A 21,432-nucleotide genomic window follows, 5' to 3' on the forward strand; every position below is an offset into this window, starting at 1 on the left:
CCGTCGCCCACCACCATATATGGTAATCCTTGGGATTTCAAGGGGAAACACGAGGTCTTTTTGTACCCGTGCGAGATATCGATTCGGCGCTGCCAAGCGACCCGGCGAAGGCCCCCACGGGTTCACCCATATCACCTCGTTCTCGGCGGGATCGAGGCCGGACCTCGCGTGGTTTCTCGATGCGCGCGAACGGCGGAACGCCCGAGTTCTGATCGCGCCGGGGTGGTTGGCGAAACCGGAATCGAGAAAGGTGGACCCTTCGATGGTATTCATGGCTTGATCGCGGCTCGTCACACTGGTCGAGAAAGGTGCTCGCCAGCCAGATACATCTCCAGAAGGAAGCGTGAACAAGATCACGAAATAGCCCGGCTGCATGATTGAGCTTTAAACAAACACAGTTCGCCATGACGGTTTGTTCATGAGTTCGGGTTAATTATCGACAAACTGAAAATCGATAAATCACGCGTACTCAATACATTCATGGAGACAAACTGTCTATGACTTCTTTTCGTAGAGCTTGGTTAGTAAAACCCAAGCTTTTCTTGATTTTTGTTTTTCTGTGGGCCCCGCTCGTTTTTGGCGCCGGACCCTTTCATCAAAACCTTCTCCAGAACCCACAAGTCGGCTCGCCGACCAGTAACCGCATCGGCCCGCAAAACCCGCGCGGTTGGGAAGGAAGTTACGGAAATTGGCACTTCCAAAACGGCGAAATTCGAACCTGTGACTTCATGCATTTGCGTCAAACCATCGACCTTCGTCAGTTGGGTTTCACCGAGGAAGAACTGAAGACCCATCCGCGAACCGACTTCAGCGCGCGAATGTTGGCTCAATTGTTTCACGGTGATCGCTTTGTCTTCCGCGTCACCCTGCGCGACGACGCGGGAGAAACGCTCGACGTGCTGCGCGTCGACACCGACAGTGCGTCGGCGTTGCGGGACGAATGGGAACCCATCGCCATTTCCTCGAGCGACTATCACGGTACACCCGCCGAGATCGAGGTCTATGTATTTGGCGAATCGGCGTTTGACGGTTGTTTTGGTCCGCTCGTTCGCGACCTGAACTTGCGCCTGAGCCAGCCGTTTCCGGCGGGCGGCCTGATCGGCGAGTTCTCCACGGACGGCTTCGGAAGCGCCAACTACCAAATCGGTATCGATGTCCCGCCCGGCATCGGTGGAATGCAACCGGCTCTGGCGCTCACCTACAACAGCAATACCCCCGACGGCCTGCTGGGCATCGGCTGGACCCTGAGCGGGGTGCCTTCCATCGGCCGTGGTCCCCAAACCAAAATGAACGACGGTCGCTACAAACCCGTTCGTTATCGCAGCGACGATAAAGATCGCTTGTACTACAACGGGCAACGCTTGATTGCCGTCACCGATCGCAACGGCCGCGAACTCGATTCCCCATCCGCGCGGGCGGCCGCATACGGCCGTGACGGTACGGTCTACCACACCGAAATCCAGTCGTTCATGCGCGTGACCCAATCCGGCGACATGGACGGCACGGCCTCGTTCACCGTCGATTTCGGCGACGGTCGGCACATGATCTTGGGCGGAAACGACGACTCCCGAGCGAAGTTGGCCGGGAAAACCCGTACTTGGGGTGTCGATTCCCTTACCGACAGCAACGGCAATGAAATCCTGTTCAGTTACCGGACCGACACCGGTTCCAGTTTGTTGGTCGATCGCATCGACTACACCAACAACGGCGCCTACAGCGGCAACCGCGCGGTGAGTTTTCGGTACGAAGCACGGGAAAAGCCCGTCACGATTTACGAAGGTGGCCACGCCCTGACGGTCTCCCACACCCTGAGCAACATTTACACGCACCTGGGCAGCGAAGACGTCCAATACTACGCGCTTTACTACGAAACCAGCCCCAGCAGCGGCAAACCGCGTTTGAATCGACTGTATCGCTGTACCTACGATGCCATGGGTAGCGTCGGTTGCTTCAACCCGATGAAATTCAACTACCAGGACAGCCCCAATTTCGGGGGACGCGAAGAGGTTCTGCTCGACTCGTTGGGTACCCCCGTTCACCAAAACGATTCTTTCGTTGTCGGTGATTTCTACCTGGACGGTTTTGCCGATCTGCTTTACTACAATCACGATCGCCGTGGTTTCATCGCCTACCATAGCCAGGGCTCCGCCGCGTCCAGCGGCTACGGCTTCCAAAACCGCGATTTCCATACCGGCTTGGACTTTCCCCTGTTCCGCAATGCCGCCCAGCCGTTTTTCGCCGCCGACTTGAACGACGACGGCCTGACGGACGTGCTCTATCTCACCGGCGAGGGCAACGAGTTTGCCGCGGTGATCAACTCGGCTTCCGGCCAAAAAACCAACATTCACTACGGGCGTCGCCCCTCGACACAACCCATCTACAGTTGGTCGCACCAATGGGTGGTCGATTTCGACAACGACGGTTTTCCCGACCTGGTGTACCAGGCGTTGAACGGCGATGATTACTATCTTTTGCGCAACGACGGTTCTTCTTTCGAAGCGGCGCGCCGGATCGCCTCGAATCCCCGCCCGGTGAACCTCGATTCTTCCCAACAGTGGATTGCCGACGTAACCGGCGACCGTAGGGTCGATTTGATTTTTGTCGACGCACACAATCTCAACTACTACGTCATGGTCAATGACGGTGCGTCCTGGGGTTCGCCGCAACAATGGCACACCTTCAGCAGCAATGTCGTGTTCGGGTTCAAACACTGGTTGGTCGACGCCAACGGCGACGGGTTGGGCGACGTGGTGTACGCCCATTCCAAAAGCCCGGGCACCATCGGCTTCAAAGCCTTGTTGAGTACCGGCACTTCGTTTATGGCCAAAGACCTGATCGACCGCAGTACCAAGGCCACCGCGGGCGGCTCGTTGCAATGGTTGACCGATATCAATGGCGACGGGGCCATCGACCTGCTCTACCAATTGGTGAACCAGGGTGTGCCCACCAACGCCTACTACCAAACCACCCAATTCGGCAACGGCCCGGACGACCAATATCACCGCAAGTTCGGTGACTTCGAAGAAATCGGCGATGCGACACCGGCCCAACAGTGGTTACTCGACGTGAACGGTGACGGCGTCGCCGACGTGGTTCGCCGTTACGATCACGACGATTACAAGGGCATTCGGGTTCTCCTGAACCAGGGGAAACGCAGTGACTTGTTGATCGAAATCGACAACACCATGGGTGCCGGGGTGGAAATCGACTATCGCACGCTGAGCCCCGGCGATCACTATCGCGTAAGTTCAACTCATCCGGGCGCCGGTCAAAAGTACTTTTTCGGCCCCATTGCCATCGTGTCCTCGTACCGGATCAAGGCCAAAAGCAATCCCGACACACGGTTCCGCATGATTTACGAGGACGGCATCTTGGACGCGGAACGCGGCTTCACCGGTTTCCGCAAAACCCGTTCGATTCACCAGGGTTCCAAGATCGTTTCGGAAACCCGGTACCACACCGAAGGCGATCTCGCGCGACGGGTGAAGGAACAGCGCAGTTACCTCGCCACCTCCGGTGACGGTGAGGGCCAATTCCTTTCGTCTTCGACCCAAGCATACGAAGTTCGGCGCAAAAACGGGGTGATCACCATTTTGCCGACCGTTCAGGTTCAAACCACCGACTACGACGGCCGCGACGGCGTGGTTCGCACCACCAAATCCTACGACGCCTTCGGCAACCAAACCGTCGATTTGGTGGAAAACCTCAGCGACCCCTCCGATGAAGACATGGCGACGGTGATCCGGTACGCCAACGACCCCACCAACTGGATTCTGGGCAGAAAACTGGAAACCAAAATCATGGTGGGCAACCCGCAATCCACCGACGTGTTCCACACTTGGCGCGCCGGCGTGGACCAATCTTGGATTCGTTACAGCTACGATGCTCGCGGCAACAACACCACGCTCGAAGAATACCTGGTTCCCCAACACCGGTGGGCCGTCGAGTCGAGTACCTTCGATCGCTTCGGCAACCCCACCTCCAAAACCGGACGCGCGGGCGATACGGTTCACATCGCCTACGAAACCACCTGGAACACCTACCCCCATCGCATCTCCTATCCCGTTTCCGGGTTGAGCGAAACCCAGATCTACGATGCCCGTTGGGGTGAACTCACCACGGCGACCGACGCCAACGGGGTGATCGCCACCACCAAATACGATGGGTTCGGCCGGCCGATCGAGACGTGGACGCGTTCAGCCGACGGCAGCGACGTCCTGATCGGGGAAACGGTCTATGGGTTCGACGGCGATTACGGCTATTTCGTCGAAGACCGCACGCGCGTGAGCGATACCGATGACAACCGCGACAACTGGAGTTGGGAGCGTACCTACTTCGACGGCTGGATGAACGCCTATCGCATCGAGTCGCGCGGCGAAAACGGCGACGTGCTCGTGCGCCACGACCTTCTGGACGAGGCCGGACGCCAATGGCGCAAATCGCTGCCATACAAAAAAGGTGAAACGCCCAGCTACGTGGAACTGGCGTACGACGCCAGGTCGCGCGTCATTCGCATCGACGAGCCAGGCGGAAAACAAACCCACATCCAATACGGCGCCAACGCCCAGGGTCCGGTCGAGACCCGGCGTGTTTCCGATCCTTCCTCCACCAACGCCGGCGTGCTCGTGACGACCGAAACCCAATACAATTGGGACGGCCAGAAAACGCGTTTGACCAACCCGGACGGTAGCCGGCAAACGTGGGCATACGACGTGATGGGCCGCATTCTGGAAGTGGTCGATCCCCTGGGCGGCGTGTCCCGCTTCAGCTACGACTCACGTGGCAATGTCTTGAGCCGCACCGAACCCGATACCGGCACCACCACCTACACCTACGATCTCGAAGGCCGGCGCACACAACAAACCGACGCGGCCGGCAACCAGGTCCGCTTCCGTTTCGATGCCATGGGCCGCATGATCGAAGAGGTCCGCGACTACGCCGACGGAACCTCGAAAGACGTGACCTTCACCCTCCGTTACGACGAAAGCGGCGTGGCCTACGGCAAAGGACGCGTCACGTCGATCCATCGCGACAAGGATCCCATGACTTGGCGGTGGGCCTACAATCGCCTGGGCCTGACCGACACCATGTCGCTCGAAGTTCGCTCGGGATCCTTCACCGGCCGAACCTACGTGATGCGTCACGAGTACGACGCGAGTGGGCAATTGACGGCCATGACCTATCCCGACGGCAGCGTCCGCCGGCACCAATACGACAATGCCGGCTTCCTCACCGCGATTCGCCTCAAACAGGCCGGTAGTTCCACCGAACAGACGATTGTGCGCATGCGTGACTTCGCCAGTGCCGGTCGTCCCCAAACAATCGAGTACGGCAACGGTTTGACCACCGATTTCACCTACGACGTGCATGGTCGAATCCTGTCGCGCAACCTGTACCGCACCCAAAACGGCAGCGATCTGTTGGATACGCGGTTGACCTGGAGCCCGGCCGGAAAGGTCACCTCCATCAGCGAACGCATGGATGCCGACCAGAACCAATTCTTCAGCTACGACAACCGCGGACGGCTTAAGACCGCGAGTGGTGCCTATGGTTCCTTGGACTATGCGCACGACGCCAACGGCAACCTGGTTTCGCGTGACGACGAAACCTTCTTCCGCGACGACGTGGTTGCCGTCAACCGCTTGAGCGAAACCTCCAGTGGGCGACGGTACCGCTATTCCGACGGCGGCTGGATGACCGAACGCCAAAACGGCCAAAACCACATTCGCCACGAATTCGATGCGGTCGGCAACCTCACCGCCGTCGACACCAGCGCCAACGGCGGCCGCGATTGGAACAACCACGAGCGGGCCACCCACGATTACGGCAACCGCACCGTCACCAAAAACTACGCCGACGGCAGCGCCGTCCTTTTTGCCTTCCCCGGATTTCGCGTCGACCGCACCGCTTCGGGTCAAGTGACCCACACGGTGTCGATCGGGGGGAAAAGCGGTGAATTGTACGCGGTGACCCGCGCCGGCTTCGGGAATGCCCAGAGTGCCGCGCTCCTGCCGAACCTGTACACCACCACCGACCTGAGAGGTCTGGTGATGAAGTCGCAATGGCAGTTTTTGGCCGCGTTGGAACGGGTGGTGGACCATCCCCATTTTGGGTTGGCCCTTTCGCTGGCTTTGTTGCTCGCCGCGATGGCGCTGTATGCCTGGCTGGCGTTCCGCGGGGCCCGCTCGCGTTCTGCCATCGGCCGTGCCCGCGGGGTTCTCGCCCAACTGGGGGTCGGTTTGGGCCTGGCCGGCGAACGCGACATGCGCCTGCGTCGTCGTGAAGCGACCGAATTCGTGCGCGACCGCGGTTTCGCCCGTTTGGCGACCGGCTTCACCATGGTGGCCATGGTGTTGGTGGGTCCCGCCTCCATGGCCGCCACCGTTCCCGGCGTCAACGGGCCCGGCCGTCCGGTTGCGGGTACCGTGCGCTATTTCCACACCGATCAAATCAGCAGTACCCGGCTGGTAACCAACCAATCCGGCGCCGTGGTCGCCCAGATGCTCTACACGCCCTATGGCCGCCAGGTGGGTGCCGCATGTGAGGGTGTCGACGATTTCGTGCCAAAATTCTCCGGAAAGGAATGGGATGGGACCAGCGGGCTCTACGATTTTGGTGCGCGCCACTACGATCCCCATGCCGGTACCTTCATCACGCCCGATGCGGCGCGGCAGTTCCCCAGCCCCTACACCTATGCGGGCGGCGATCCGGTCAGCCTGATCGACCCCGACGGCAACTTCATCGTGTCCTTGATCGTCGGGGCGATCATCGGTGCCGTGATCGGCGGTTACTTCGGTGGTGTCAGCGCCAACGGCGGCGAGTACAATCCCGCCAAGTGGGATTGGGCGTCGGGTAAGACCTGGGCCGGCATTTTCATCGGTGCCGGATTCGGTGCCGTGGGCGGCGCCCTCGGCGGCGCGGCCTTCGCGGCCGGCGGGTTCACCCTGAGTTTGGTCGTGGGTGTGACTTCCGGATTTGTTCTCGGCGGCCTCGAAGGCGTGTCCTTGGGGGCGCTCAACGGACAAACCGGCGGGGAACTGTTCACCTCGTTCGCGGAAGGCGCGCTTTACGGCGCGTTGTTCGGCGCGGCGGGCGAAATTGCCGGATACGGCGTCGGCAAGGCACTCGGCCGGGCGGCCAAGGCCCTGAAAGGCCGGTTCGGCTCATCGTTTTCGAAAGTGTCGCGCGCCGGTTCGCGCGTGAAGGGCGACTTCCCTAAGGATCTCGGGCCCGTGACCGTGAAGAACTCCGGAGGCTTTGAAGCCGGCGACCAAATTGGTGGGCGTTCCTTCAACAGCCAGACCTTCCTGCGCGACCACTTCAAAGGCAAAACCAAGGTGGTTCCCTGGGATCCCAACCTACGCGCCAAGAAATCGACGCCTCACTTCTATTCCGTCGAGAACAAGAGCGGCGGCGAGGTATTCGTCACCACCGAATTGACGGATAGTTACATGGTTCGCAAACTGTTGAAAGGATTGCCCAAAAAGAAGGGGAAGCAGGTGACCGTTCTCTCGGGAACCCACGGCGACCTGGAAGGCGGCCTGGCGCGGGAGATCGACTTCTTCAATGAGGATTTGGCGACCGTGGCCAATTTGAAGCGCACCAAAACGGTGGAGGTCGTCGACGTGTTCGACCTGTCACCGGAGGCCCTCAAGGCGCGCATCAACCGTCCTGGCACCGTGGTTTGCGCCTGGTGCCTGAGCGAGCGGTCGACGGACGTGATCGACGCCCTCAAGTTACCGCGGGTGGTGCCCGGGCGTGATTTGAAACCGGCCTATTCCGTCAATTATCCATAAATCGGGACCCTCCGATGCTTTGACGACCATGCTCCAACCGGGCGGGACCCACGTCCCGCCCTTTTTTGTGGTGCCGCTCACGACCCGGCACCTTCGGGGGCGAGATCCCCTGTGGGTCCAGCGGTGGAAGGTCCCAAAGGTGAACTTCGTCCTGGCCCGGTGCATTTCGCCCCAAAAGTCGCGAGCCGTTTCGGCTGCCACCACAAAGTCGCCGCCCAGGCCGGTGTTCGGATTGCCGATGGTCGGATTGCCGATGGTCGGAATGTCGATAGTCCGGCACACAGGCCACCGACACACAGGCCACCGGGTTTCAAGTGGGTAACTCATCTAAGCGAATCGCTGGGGAGTTCCCGCATTCACGAGAGGGGCATCGTGCACGGCCGGTATGGCCCGGTAGGTGCTGGGCCATACCGGTCGTGCCCACCAAGGACGCTGGGCCGACATTTATTGAAGAACTCCCTGAACATCCCCCTGATCAGGTTTATAGCTTTATCTTCGAACTTTACAGAGCTTCTTGCAAAAGAGCCGCGCACCAGCGGGCAAACCCGCCCGATTTCGAGAAAGAACGCTATTTCTGGTTTCTGGCGAAGGGCCTTGGGTCATTCATCCGAAAAATTTAGCAGGAACGCATGAACATCGGAAACCAGGAATGGATCGGCATTTGGTGACACATCATGGCCCTGCTTTTCCTGGTTTACATCGTGCCTGTCTTCCTGATCAAGATTTGGCGACGGCAAGGCCCAGCTCAGGTTGAACGCACCACTTCGTTTCAAGAGAGTGCACCCAGCCGCCGAATCCACGCCGGCCTCGACTCCGGGAGATACCATCGAAAACCCACCGGGGTCCATCTCCGCGGGCGCGGGGAACACTCACCATTTGGGTAATAGAAAATGTGTCCTGGCGGTTGAACTAAACCGCTTCGCGGTAGTTGGCGGCCATCTTTCGAAAGAGGCCACCTTGTGATCGAGGAGGAATCACCCCCTCGATCAACGAAACAAGGAAGTCGTGATGACCGAACTTAGAACTCAATTTACGCGATTTTTGGAAACCCGCAACTATGCGCCCGGCACCATCTGCCGATACGTGCTCACTGTCGCCGATCTTGCCCAGCACTACCACCGCCGCCCCGACCGCATCAATGACGAGGAAGTTCAAAACTTCCTCCATAACATGGCTTACCGGCGCAAACTCAGGTGGTCTACCATCCACACCGCCGTGTGTGCCCTCCACTGCTTCTACCATCGCTTCCTCCGCCATCCCCCGCATCAATTCATGATTCCTACACCCAGGCTTCCTAAACGGCTGCCCCTTGTTTGAAGCCCCGAGGAGATCCAGCACCTCATTCGCACTGCGGGTCAACACTGCACGCAAACCCAAGTGATCTGCGGCAATCGCCATTGTCCGCGCTGCGGCGGCGGCGCCCGTTTCCGCTGGGTCGCCCAACGCATGGACGAGCTGTTGCCGGTACCCTACTTCCACCTCGTATTCACCTTACCAGAGCAGCTCAATGCGTTGGTCCAGCACAATCCCCGGCACACCCTCGGCTTGCTGTTCCGTTCGGTTCGCGATACTTTGGCCACCTTTGCCAAGGATCCAAAGCATCTCGGTGCGGAACCCGGAATTCTGATGGTCTTCACACCTGGGGTAGCAAGCTGAACCTTCACTACCATCTCCACTGCATTGTCACCGGTGGTGGTCTGGCGCCCGACAGGTCGCGTTGGATCGCCTCACGGTCACCCGACTACCTCTTTCCGGTCCGCGCGATGAGCCCCGTGTTTCGCGGAAAGTATCTTGGCGGCCTGGCCAAGCTGATCCACGACAAGCAGCTTCGATTTCCTGACGCATGCGGTGAGGGCTATTGGGAAAGACTGAAATCTAGGCTCTATCGAAAGCCATGGATGGTCTACGCCAAACCGCCGTTTGGGGGGCCCGAGCAGGTGCTCAAATACCTCGGTCGATACACCCATCGTGTCGCGATTTCCGACAAGCGCATCCTCAGTCACGTCAACGGGATGGTGCGTTTCGTCTACAAAGATTACCGCCAAAGGGGGCGACGTCGGGTCATGACGTTGCCCGAACGTGATTTCGCGCGTCGCTTTTTGGATCATGTATTGCCACGCGGTTTCGTCCGAATTCGCTACGCCGGTCTTCTGAGCCATCGCAAAAAGGCGGAGAGCCTGAGCCGGTGTCGCGAGCTATTGGGCACCCCGGTTCTCCAACTGCCCCAACCCGGAACGACCTGTCCGACCCACCCTGCCGAAATCGAGACGGCAGAAGCCTCCGACCCGTCGTTGGACCAAGCGCTTGGGCCAAGAACCTGTCCGGAGTGCAACCACGTGGCCTTGTTCTTTAAAGAGCCGATTGCGTGGGTGGTGGTCACCCGGGCGAGACGAAAATGGTGGGACACCTCATGAGCACCGTGAAAGTCCGCCTGATGAAGTTAGACCCCAAAAGAGATGCCCAAAAAGAGGCATCACGGCCAAAGCTTGGCTTGAACTCAAGTTGGCCACGTGTTCGGCCGGGTGGACCCGGCCAAGCTCAACTGCCGACAGGGTCTTGGTTCGTCCCGACTTCGATTCGGAGCGATGCAGCACGAGGCGTAATGGGTTCCGGACAAGGATGGCGGTTCGAGGGAACGGGGTACTTCCATAGAAACCCCATAGGGAGCGGGGCGGTAAGCGAGGGGCGGTAAGGGAAACGCCGTGCGGCTCAACGGTTCCGTTCAACCAGTCTTATCAAGAAGCGAATCAGCGGAAGTCACGGTACCGATGCGGGCTCGCTTCTCGATAAGACTCTTTTCGTTCATCCCCGCGGGCGCGGGGAACACCGACCGCTGCGGGGCTCTCGCCCGAGCAATTACGGTTCATCCCCGCGGGCGCGGGGAACACATAAACGAATGTCGCAACTTCGGCAAGTCAAACGGTTCATCCCCGCGGGCGCGGGGAACACCCATCGGCCGCGCTTCGTCGCTCTGAGGCTGTCGGTTCATCCCCGCGGGCGCGGGGAACACGTTCTGAACCGCCAACCCAAACCCGACCCCGCCGGTTCATCCCCGCGGGCGCGGGGAACACGAATATACTCTAGAAGATCTTGTCGAACGAAACGGTTCATCCCCGCGGGCGCGGGGAACACCTGGCTGAGGTGCGGGCCCGTGTCGACGTGGCCGGTTCATCCCCGCGGGCGCGGGGAACACGAACAGTGGATGATAGTAAACAAATTAGAGCACGGTTCATCCCCGCGGGCGCGGGGAACACGCTTCGTCATACCATCCTGCCGCAGCTTTGGCCGGTTCATCCCCGCGGGCGCGGGGAACACTCCGAGAGGCGCCATCGATCGAAGGTGGAATGCGGTTCATCCCCGCGGGCGCGGGGAACACGCCCTATGGGCGGATCCCTTTTGAACCGCTTGGGGTTCATCCCCGCGGGCGCGGGGAACACGGCGATCTATGGTTTTCGTGGTGCCGACACCACGGTTCATCCCCGCGGGCGCGGGGAACACCAAGAACTCGTTACAATCTTGGGTGAGTGTCGCGGTTCATCCCCGCGGGCGCGGGGAACACGGCCATTTTCTTAGCTGCTGCGCGTCGTTGTTCGGTTCATCCCCGCGGGCGCGGGGAACACTGCCAAAGAAAAAATCATATTTCACGGAACCACGGTTCATCCCCGCGGGCGCGGGGAACACCCTAAGATTGTTAGGTGTTAGCTTCGTTTCGCCGGTTCATCCCCGCGGGCGCGGGGAACACTGCCAAACATCATGGCATGAATCTTGTCATCTCGGTTCATCCCCGCGGGCGCGGGGAACACATACCATCAAGCTAACTCATTGTGTACCAAGGCGGTTCATCCCCGCGGGCGCGGGGAACACGGTGCCGTCGTAATAGATCCAAAGCGGTGCCACGGTTCATCCCCGCGGGCGCGGGGAACACCGCATGCGCTCCAGCAAACGGCATACCATTGCCGGTTCATCCCCGCGGGCGCGGGGAACACTACAGCTCTTGAAATGGCGCAGCTTGCGGATCTGGTTCATCCCCGCGGGCGCGGGGAACACTGCATGGCTGCAGCATACGCCCGTTTTTGCGTCGGTTCATCCCCGCGGGCGCGGGGAACACACATTAACGTAAAATTTTCTCATCCCGATAAACGGTTCATCCCCGCGGGCGCGGGGAACACCAAACGAGGCTACGATTCGGCCATCCGAGGCCCGGTTCATCCCCGCGGGCGCGGGGAACACTCCAAGTTCCTGACACGTCACGTCCTTATTGACGGTTCATCCCCGCGGGCGCGGGGAACACCAATACGCAATGGGGCGCCCGAACACCCATTGCGGTTCATCCCCGCGGGCGCGGGGAACACCATCTTCATATAGGCTTGCCGCATGTCTCGGACGGTTCATCCCCGCGGGCGCGGGGAACACCACCACCTCTGGAAGACGTTAATGTGAACGATCGGTTCATCCCCGCGGGCGCGGGGAACACTACTATGTCGGAAAACTCTTCAACATCGGTGTCGGTTCATCCCCGCGGGCGCGGGGAACACCCCTACTTCGAAACGCTGTTTAGGTCCGAGAACGGTTCATCCCCGCGGGCGCGGGGAACACTCTTTCAGTTGGATTTTTACCACAGTTCTGAACGGTTCATCCCCGCGGGCGCGGGGAACACTTAGATTGTAGTGTTAGCAGTTAGAGTTTAGTTGGTTCATCCCCGCGGGCGCGGGGAACACAAGCATACGGCTTCGAGACGCAAAAAACGGGCCGGTTCATCCCCGCGGGCGCGGGGAACACGATAGAGATACCAGCTCGAAAGACCGAATGGGCGGTTCATCCCCGCGGGCGCGGGGAACACTTTTTCCGTTTTTTGTGACATGTGACACATCCCGGTTCATCCCCGCGGGCGCGGGGAACACGTCGTGGCGGTTGGAAGTGGATGTTTTTGTGATGGTTCATCCCCGCGGGCGCGGGGAACACAAGCCGGGTAGGGACGTCCTTTTTTTTCGCCGCGGTTCATCCCCGCGGGCGCGGGGAACACCGGGCTGCTCTACGAACGCCGCGAAATGTTGACGGTTCATCCCCGCGGGCGCGGGGAACACACGGATGTATAACTGCCTGGATTGTAAACGAACGGTTCATCCCCGCGGGCGCGGGGAACACAGACATAGTATTAGGCACCATGCTAGCACACGCGGTTCATCCCCGCGGGCGCGGGGAACACACACCTAGACTATGTCGTCAAACCCCCGTTCAGGGTTCATCCCCGCGGGCGCGGGGAACACCTTGGCGAGAATCCGCCATTCGCGATAACAGGCGGTTCATCCCCGCGGGCGCGGGGAACACAAACCCTCTATCTTTCCCGTGAGATCGAAAGCCGGTTCATCCCCGCGGGCGCGGGGAACACGACATATGCGTGCATGTCGCCGCTAGATGCAGCGGTTCATCCCCGCGGGCGCGGGGAACACCGCTAGATCGGTGCAATCGTTGGCGACCATGACGGTTCATCCCCGCGGGCGCGGGGAACACGATGAATTCGCGACCAAAACGTTCCGCGGCCCCGGTTCATCCCCGCGGGCGCGGGGAACACGGTCAAGCAAAAGTTTTGACTTTTTTAGGAGACGGTTCATCCCCGCGGGCGCGGGGAACACGGCTTTTAGCCGTCTGGGTAGGTCAGTGATACCGGTTCATCCCCGCGGGCGCGGGGAACACAAGCAGAGTCGTTTTTCCCGACCCTGCCACGGCGGTTCATCCCCGCGGGCGCGGGGAACACGATGGCATAAAAAATGATTTTGGTGAGTTTCATTGGTTCATCCCCGCGGGCGCGGGGAACACGACATTGATTTGTTCGAGGAATATATTCCCGAGGGTTCATCCCCGCGGGCGCGGGGAACACCACGCGGGTCTATGAGATGGAGTCAATCACAACGGTTGAACTAAACCGCTTCGCGGTAGTTGGCGGCCATCTTTCGAAAGAGACCACCTTGTGATCGAGGAGGAATCACCCCCTCGATCAACGAAACAAGGAGGTCGTGATGACCGAACTTAGAACTCAATTTACGCGATTTTTGGAAACCCGCAACTATGCGCCCGGCACCATCTACCGATACGTGCTCACTGTCGCTGATCTTGCCCAGCACTACCACCGCCGCCCCGACCGCATCAATGACGAGGAAGTTCAAAACTTCCTCCATAACATGGCTTACCGGCGCAAACTCAGTTGGTCCACCATCCACACCGCCGTGTGTGCCCTCCACTGCTTCTACCATCGCTTCCTCCGTCATCCCCCGCATCAATTCATGATTCCGACACCCAGGCTTCCTAAACGGCTGCCCCTTGTTTGGAGCCCCGAGGAAATCCAACACCTCATTCGCACTGCGGGTAAACACTGCCCCCAGACCCAAGTGATCCTGATTGTGGCTTACGCCACCGGCCTGCGGCTCAGCGAACTCTGTCATCTTCGCCTGAAGGATCTCGATCCGGACCATCAAACCACCTGGGTCCGCCAGGGGAAAGGGGGCAAAGACCGGGCCGCCCTCTATCCGCCCCGCCTCAAACAGGTTTTGGATGAGTACCGGGAAGCCTACCAACCGCTCGACTAGTTGTTTTACCGACCCGATACCCCGCACCTTCACCTTTCACCCAAGACCTTGGTCAAACGATTCGCCAAACTCAAAGAACGGGCCGGCCTGATTCGTGAGGGCGGTCTTCACTCGTTTCGACACAGCTTTGCCACCCACCTCATTGCACGTGGCATTGATATTTACACCGTTCAAAAGCTCCTCGGACATAAGAGCGTCACCACGACTCAGGTGTACATCCATCTTGCCCAAAGCATGATCCTTTCCCGTGCCCAAAGCCTCGACCTCCTCGACTACCAATCCTTCAAGGGGGTCGTGACACCCAAGAGATCCCAGCCCTGACCCGGCATGTCCGGCAAGGGACCCGGTCTTCTGATCCGTTCCCCAGCCACCGCCCGACTCGGTGACCTCTTTGCCCATCTCGGCCCCTCCTTTCTCAATGCGGAGGGCCTGACGGGAGCGCAAGCACGCGTGTTCCGGGATCTTGCGCAGTGCCGCACGCCCGCACTTGGCGGTGAGATCTGGTCATGTCGCCATTGCGGCGAGTCGGTACCCGTCTATCATTCCTGCGGCAATCGCCATTGTCCGCGCTGCGGCGGCGGCGCCCGTTTCCGCTGGGTCGCCCAGCGCATGGACGAGCTGTTGCCGGTACCCTACTTCCACCTCGTATTCACCTTACCAGAGCAGCTCAATGCGTTGGTCCAGCACAATCCCCGGCACACCCTCGGCTTGCTGTTCCGTTCGGTTCGCGATACTTTGGCCACCTTTGCCAAGGATCCAAAGCATCTCGGTGCGGAACCCGGAATTCTGATGGTCCTGCACACCTGGGGTAGCAAGCTGAACCTTCACTACCATCTCCACTGCATTGTCACCGGTGGTGGTCTGGCGCCCGACAGGTCGCGTTGGATCGCCTCACGGTCACCCGACTACCTCTTTCCAGTCCGCGCGATGAGCCCCGTGTTTCGCGGAAAGTACCTTGGCGGCCTGGCCAAGCTGATCCACGACAAGCAGCTTCGATTTCCTGACGCATGCGGTGAGGGCTATTGGGAAAGACTGAAATCTAGGCTCTATCGAAAGCCATGGGTGGTCTACGCCAAACCGCCGTTTGGGGGACCTGAGCAGGTGCTCAAATACCTCGGTCGATACACCCATCGTGTCGCGATTTCCGACAAGCGCATCCTCAGTCACGTCAACGGGATGGTGCGATTCGTCTACAAAGATTACCGCCAAGGGGGGCGACGTCGGGTCATGACGTTGCCCGAACGTGATTTCGCGCGTCGCTTTTTGGATCATGTATTACCACGCGGTTTCGTCCGAATTCGCTACGCCGGTCTTCTGAGCCATCGCAAAAAGGCGGAGAGCCTGAGCCGGTGTCGCGAGCTATTGGGCACCCCGGTTCTCCAACTGCCGCAACCCGGAACGACCTGTCCGACCCACCCTGCCGAAATCGAGACGGCAGAAGCCTCCGACCCGTCGTTGGACCAAGCGCTTGGGCCAAGAACCTGTCCGGAGTGCAACCACGTAGCCTTGTTCTTTAAAGAGCCGATTGCGTGGGTGGTGGTCACCCGGGCGAGACGAAAATGGTGGGACACCTCATGAGCACCGTGAAAGTCCGCCTGATGAAGTTAGACCCCAAAAGAGACGCCCAAAAAGAGGCATCACGGCCAAAGCTTGGCTTGAACTCAAGTTGGCCACGTGCTCGGCCGGGTGGACCCGGCCAGGCTCAACTGCCGACAGGGTCTTGGTTCGTCCCAACTTCGATCCGGAGCGATGCAGCGCGAGGCGTGATGGGTTCCGGACAAGGATGGCGGTTCGAGGGAACGGGGTACTTCCATAGAAACCCCATAGGGAGCGGGGCGGTAAGCGAGGGGCGGTAAGGGAAACGCCGCGCGGCTCAACGGTTCCGTTCAACCAGTCTTATCAAGAAGCGAATCAGCGGACGTCCCGGTACCGATGCGGGCTCGCTTCTCGATAAGACTCTTTTCGTTCATCCCCGCGGGCGCGGGGAACACTTTGCGGGAACGTTTCATTTTTTGAACGGTTTCGGTTCATCCCCGCGGGCGCGGGGAACACGGATTATACTACTCCTCGTTAAATGGATTCTTCGGTTCATCCCCGCGGGCGCGGGGAACACTATAAAATAACTAGGGTTAGAAAAGCTTACCCTGGTTCATCCCCGCGGGCGCGGGGAACACATTTAAAGCAACCCCGGATACATTGATGAAGTTGGTTCATCCCCGCGGGCGCGGGGAACACCTTTCCGACAAACAGTTTTTCGCCGTTCTCGTCGGTTCATCCCCGCGGGCGCGGGGAACACTTGATCGCGTCTCTGAGATCCCTCGCGTTCCGCGGTTCATCCCCGCGGGCGCGGGGAACACCTCCATGGTACTATTTAAGCCCATGAGGGTATTGGTTCATCCCCGCGGGCGCGGGGAACACAAGTCGATTGAAGATGCCGTAATTGGATAGTCCGGTTCATCCCCGCGGGCGCGGGGAACACCGATCCGCATGTTAGCATCAAAAACCATGATACGGTTCATCCCCGCGGGCGCGGGGAACACACCTGACAAAACACAACACAAATCTAGTATATCGGTTCATCCCCGCGGGCGCGGGGAACACGATTTTTGGCGCGTCGTCCTCAAGACTGCCCGCGGTTCATCCCCGCGGGCGCGGGGAACACCTTCCACAAAAATACCATATACTCTTATGGTCTGGTTCATCCCCGCGGGCGCGGGGAACACGATCGTGACCGTGACACATACGTTTTTTGGCGAGGTTCATCCCCGCGGGCGCGGGGAACACTCATAGTATCACTCGCATCCGAAGCGGGCAGTCGGTTCATCCCCGCGGGCGCGGGGAACACCTCAAAGAAGAAGAAAAAGAAATCATAAGGGACGGTTCATCCCCGCGGGCGCGGGGAACACTAAATTGAAGGCATCCAGGGCCCCCTGAATGCCGGTTCATCCCCGCGGGCGCGGGGAACACGTGGTGTGATAATATCGTTAGGATGGTCGTTTCGGTTCATCCCCGCGGGCGCGGGGAACACGATGGTACAAAATCGCAACAAGTGATAGAGAGCGGTTCATCCCCGCGGGCGCGGGGAACACAAAAGAGTGAGGTTCATTATGAAAGAAGGTTATGGTTCATCCCCGCGGGCGCGGGGAACACTTCTCGACTGGCAGATCCGCCAGGAAACGTTCCGGTTCATCCCCGCGGGCGCGGGGAACACGCGAAGCACTCGGATGGATTCCCAAGTTCATTCGGTTCATCCCCGCGGGCGCGGGGAACACACCTCCATGTAATTAAGCTAGTTCTAAGCTAGCGGTTCATCCCCGCGGGCGCGGGGAACACTTGATCGCGTTCCGGAGATCCGTTGCGTTGCGCGGTTCATCCCCGCGGGCGCGGGGAACACAACCGTGCCAACACTAGCCCCATAGATAACTGGGGTTCATCCCCGCGGGCGCGGGGAACACGCCATTTTTTTTTCCTAGTTCCATCCCCAGGGCGGTTCATCCCCGCGGGCGCGGGGAACACGGTGAGATAGGGTTCGAAGACGACTGTGTCGTCGGTTCATCCCCGCGGGCGCGGGGAACACGTATTGAATGTTCAATTAGATCATGTGTTAACTGGTTCATCCCCGCGGGCGCGGGGAACACATCTGATTAATATCTAACTCTTTAAGAGGAATCGGTTCATCCCCGCGGGCGCGGGGAACACGTCGTTTGTGTAATGCAAAATGATTCTGTAAACGGTTCATCCCCGCGGGCGCGGGGAACACTTCTATTTCCTCTATGATCTTCTCAGCATATTCGGTTCATCCCCGCGGGCGCGGGGAACACGAAATCATGTTGCTTGGCAAACCGGACGTTGTCGGTTCATCCCCGCGGGCGCGGGGAACACCTCCCGCAAGGCCCCCATGCTGCTTTTTCAAACGGTTCATCCCCGCGGGCGCGGGGAACACAAGGAAATAATGGATAGATACAATCACTTTGCCGGTTCATCCCCGCGGGCGCGGGGAACACCGCGCATGCAGAGTGGGCCGCCCTCATTTTTACGGTTCATCCCCGCGGGCGCGGGGAACACTTAAAATTAATTGTGTTGTTGCAACAGGGATTCGGTTCATCCCCGCGGGCGCGGGGAACACCTTAGGTTAACTGACAGTAATGTCAACGACCTCGGTTCATCCCCGCGGGCGCGGGGAACACTACTAAGATAGGCAGTAGGCAGATTGAAGGTACGGTTCATCCCCGCGGGCGCGGGGAACACGCACAGGTGTTCACATGCAATGTTTACGAGCACGGTTCATCCCCGCGGGCGCGGGGAACACCTGTATTCTCGCAATTTCCGACGCGATAGAGACGGTTCATCCCCGCGGGCGCGGGGAACACCACATTGTCGACGCCCTGTATCTGAAATACATCGGTTCATCCCCGCGGGCGCGGGGAACACTTTTTAAAAGTGCTTTACTCATCTAAAACATCCGGTTCATCCCCGCGGGCGCGGGGAACACGTTGTATAGGGCCGAGATGTGGAAGCCGGCGACGGTTCATCCCCGCGGGCGCGGGGAACACTGACTCTAGAAGCTTTAACAAAAACGGCGGGCCGGTTCATCCCCGCGGGCGCGGGGAACACAAGAGTCGTTTTCTGGTCAACTTGCCAGTTGGCGGTTCATCCCCGCGGGCGCGGGGAACACTTTCGAGACAGCGGCAACTCATAGAGAATTTGCGGTTCATCCCCGCGGGCGCGGGGAACACTTTTGTACTTCAGTGACGCGGCGACAAAAGACCGGTTCATCCCCGCGGGCGCGGGGAACACTCGCCAAAAAACGATTGGACTGTGGTAACGATCGGTTCATCCCCGCGGGCGCGGGGAACACGGTACCTCTCTGTCTAATGTGCTGGTGATGAGCGGTTCATCCCCGCGGGCGCGGGGAACACCACGTCATCTCAACCCACCATGCCATCCGGAACGGTTCATCCCCGCGGGCGCGGGGAACACAGTTACCGCCGAACGCGTGATTGGCGGATACGCGGTTCATCCCCGCGGGCGCGGGGAACACGATGGCCGCAGTGATCACATCGCGAGCGAACGGGGTTCATCCCCGCGGGCGCGGGGAACACGGCATAACAATCGGAGTCTCGCAGGAATCGGGCGGTTCATCCCCGCGGGCGCGGGGAACACCGTTTCCCGAGTTCGATGTCGAATTACGGTATCGGTTCATCCCCGCGGGCGCGGGGAACACCCGGAAGTTCGTCCACTTCCGGTTCCTGTGAGCGGTTCATCCCCGCGGGCGCGGGGAACACCCATTTTTACGTGGTGCTCGTCAGAAGAGCACCGGTTCATCCCCGCGGGCGCGGGGAACACCATTTTTTTTTCTAGTTCGTCCCAGGGCAGGGCGGTTCATCCCCGCGGGCGCGGGGAACACGAAGAATCTCTAATTGCTTATATAAATGCAATAGGTTCATCCCCGCGGGCGCGGGGAACACAAATGTTGGTCCTCTCCGTAAACTAGACCAGCCGGTTCATCCCCGCGGGCGCGGGGAACACTGAATTAATTTCTAACTGTCTGAATCCATTGGCGGTTCATCCCCGCGGGCGCGGGGAACACAGACGCGAGCCGGTGGCTACGATCTCAAAGGCCGGTTCATCCCCGCGGGCGCGGGGAACACTCAGAAGACTGCTATTACCCTGTGGATTCTGTCGGTTCATCCCCGCGGGCGCGGGGAACACACTGGTTTCGAACTTACCCAATCTCAGGGAGATAGGGCTTTTGGGAAATGGTACCGATTTTGCCAGCATTTCCAACACTGCATCGGAACCCTCCATCCCATGTCCGTTCGAAGCGCTAACCCTATCTTACAACAAGTCACCGACATGAAGGACACTTCCTGCACCCCTTCCCCGGCTTCGGCACGCATCCCATCAATCTCGGTTTCGGGAAAGAACGACATCGGCTCGACCCCGTCGAATTCGACACCCTTCCTCCTGGTCCAACCCACCTGGTCCCCTTCCTCGATCGATGCCACCGGAATCCGAGAACGACCGTTGCCAGGAAGTCGGATGGATCGAATGGCTCGAGGGCGAAAAAATGTAACGACGAACCACCATCTTCGTGGGTACCTTCCCGGGTTCCTCAGTTTATGGCTTCCTGATTTCTTCGACGAAGTTCCCGGTGACCACAGCAGTTTCTCGCGAGACCGAATGGGCCGTCCTCGCGCCGGAAGGTCACATTCAGCCCGAACAACCATGCTAGAATCCCCGGCATTCGCACCTATCCCCAGTCCTCCCCCGGCATTCCCCGCCTTACTTCCCCCCCTCGCAGCACGATCAAATACCGCAGATCCCCAAACACCCACACTCGGTGTCGGTTCGTTCCTTCGAGGCCTGCTGGGGTTGCGCCGGATTCTCCCCAAAGCCAGTCACGGAAGGAAAACCCATGAAAAAATTCGCCATTCTCACGTTCGCCCTTTCCTTTGCGTTTCCCCTTTTCGGCCAGTCGCCCAAACCCAACTGCAAGAATCTCCAGGGCGATTGGGTCAACGAGCTCGAGTCGGTCATAACCATCAACAAAGTGACCGAAACCGGCCCGGGCTACGGAACCTTCGAAGGTCTCTACAAGCCCCCTGGCTCAGCCGGCAAAGTTTTTGCCTTGAGCGGATTGTATAACGATGTCGCCGGTTCGGGTCACCAAGCCAAAGCCCTGACGTTCTCGGTTCAATGGCGCGATTGGGGCACCCTCACTACCTGGGCCTGCACCTGCCAGGAAGTGAACGGTGTCCCCACCCTGAAGTCGGTGCTCCACATCATTCGCGCCAACGCCGATGTGGCGTGGTCCCACGTCACCACCAACACCGAGACCTTCGTTCCGAAGTAGCCCCCGCACGGGCGGGGTACACTCTGTTTTTCACGTCCGCCGCTGATCCCGCGCTGGTGCATCCCCGCGCGGGCGGGGTACACGATGGTTCCTAACTCGACACGATCGAGTTGGAGGGTACATCCCCGCGCGGACGGGGTACACGTCGAGGTTGTCAACGGCGAGTACACCGACCCCGGTTCATCCCCGCGCCGGC

At 59.6% G+C, this 21,432-nt stretch carries 7 protein-coding genes, 1 pseudogene and 2 CRISPR repeat arrays; of the genes and pseudogenes, 7 read left to right on the forward strand and 1 reads right to left on the reverse strand.

Going from position 1 to position 21,432, the window contains the following annotated elements:
- Positions 1 to 728 precede the first annotated feature (728 nt).
- On the forward strand, positions 729 to 7,796 hold the full coding sequence (locus tag J3U87_RS27175) for an RHS repeat-associated core domain-containing protein (RefSeq protein ID WP_237378933.1): 7,068 nt from the start codon (positions 729 to 731) through the stop codon (positions 7,794 to 7,796).
- Positions 7,797 to 8,395: 599 nt separating this feature from the next.
- Here the strand turns inward: J3U87_RS27175 and J3U87_RS27180 are convergent.
- Positions 8,396 to 8,569 (reverse strand): hypothetical protein, encoded by a 174-nt coding sequence (locus J3U87_RS27180; RefSeq protein WP_237378934.1) that lies wholly within the window; start codon positions 8,567 to 8,569, stop codon positions 8,396 to 8,398.
- A gap of 235 nt (positions 8,570 to 8,804) precedes the next feature.
- On the opposite strand from J3U87_RS27180, the gene J3U87_RS35390 reads away from it, so the two are divergent.
- The 6 genes and pseudogenes from J3U87_RS35390 to J3U87_RS27210 all read left to right on the forward strand — a co-directional run bounded on the left by J3U87_RS35390 (position 8,805) and on the right by J3U87_RS27210 (position 21,236).
- Positions 8,805 to 9,113 (forward strand): phage integrase N-terminal SAM-like domain-containing protein, encoded by a 309-nt coding sequence (locus tag J3U87_RS35390; protein WP_420038225.1) that lies wholly within the window; start codon positions 8,805 to 8,807, stop codon positions 9,111 to 9,113.
- Between the two features lie 24 nt (positions 9,114 to 9,137).
- Entirely contained in the window at positions 9,138 to 9,452 is a 315-nt protein-coding gene (locus tag J3U87_RS27190; protein ID WP_272932525.1) for a transposase zinc-binding domain-containing protein, read from the forward strand.
- Positions 9,453 to 9,475: 23 nt separating this feature from the next.
- The gene (locus J3U87_RS27195; protein WP_237384541.1) at positions 9,476 to 10,210 is read left to right on the forward strand and encodes an IS91 family transposase; all 735 of its coding nucleotides are present in this window, start codon (positions 9,476 to 9,478) and stop codon (positions 10,208 to 10,210) included.
- A gap of 384 nt (positions 10,211 to 10,594) precedes the next feature.
- Positions 10,595 to 13,674: a CRISPR direct-repeat array (repeat unit 29 nt; unit sequence CGGTTCATCCCCGCGGGCGCGGGGAACAC).
- Between the two features lie 139 nt (positions 13,675 to 13,813).
- Positions 13,814 to 14,701, forward strand: a pseudogene (locus J3U87_RS27200) (tyrosine-type recombinase/integrase).
- Between the two features lie 6 nt (positions 14,702 to 14,707).
- Complete coding sequence (locus J3U87_RS27205) at positions 14,708 to 15,958, forward strand: IS91 family transposase (protein WP_272932427.1); 1,251 nt, start codon at positions 14,708 to 14,710, stop codon at positions 15,956 to 15,958.
- Positions 15,959 to 16,342: 384 nt separating this feature from the next.
- Positions 16,343 to 20,092: direct repeats of the CRISPR family, unit length 29 nt; unit sequence CGGTTCATCCCCGCGGGCGCGGGGAACAC.
- Positions 20,093 to 20,798: 706 nt separating this feature from the next.
- A complete protein-coding gene (locus tag J3U87_RS27210; RefSeq protein ID WP_237378936.1) occupies positions 20,799 to 21,236 on the forward strand; it encodes an avidin/streptavidin family protein in 438 nt (145 codons plus the stop codon).
- The last annotated feature ends 196 nt before the right edge of the window (positions 21,237 to 21,432 follow it).

This window comes from Sulfidibacter corallicola (genome assembly GCF_017498545.1).
Classification (GTDB): Bacteria; Acidobacteriota; Holophagae; order Acanthopleuribacterales; family Acanthopleuribacteraceae; genus Sulfidibacter; species Sulfidibacter corallicola.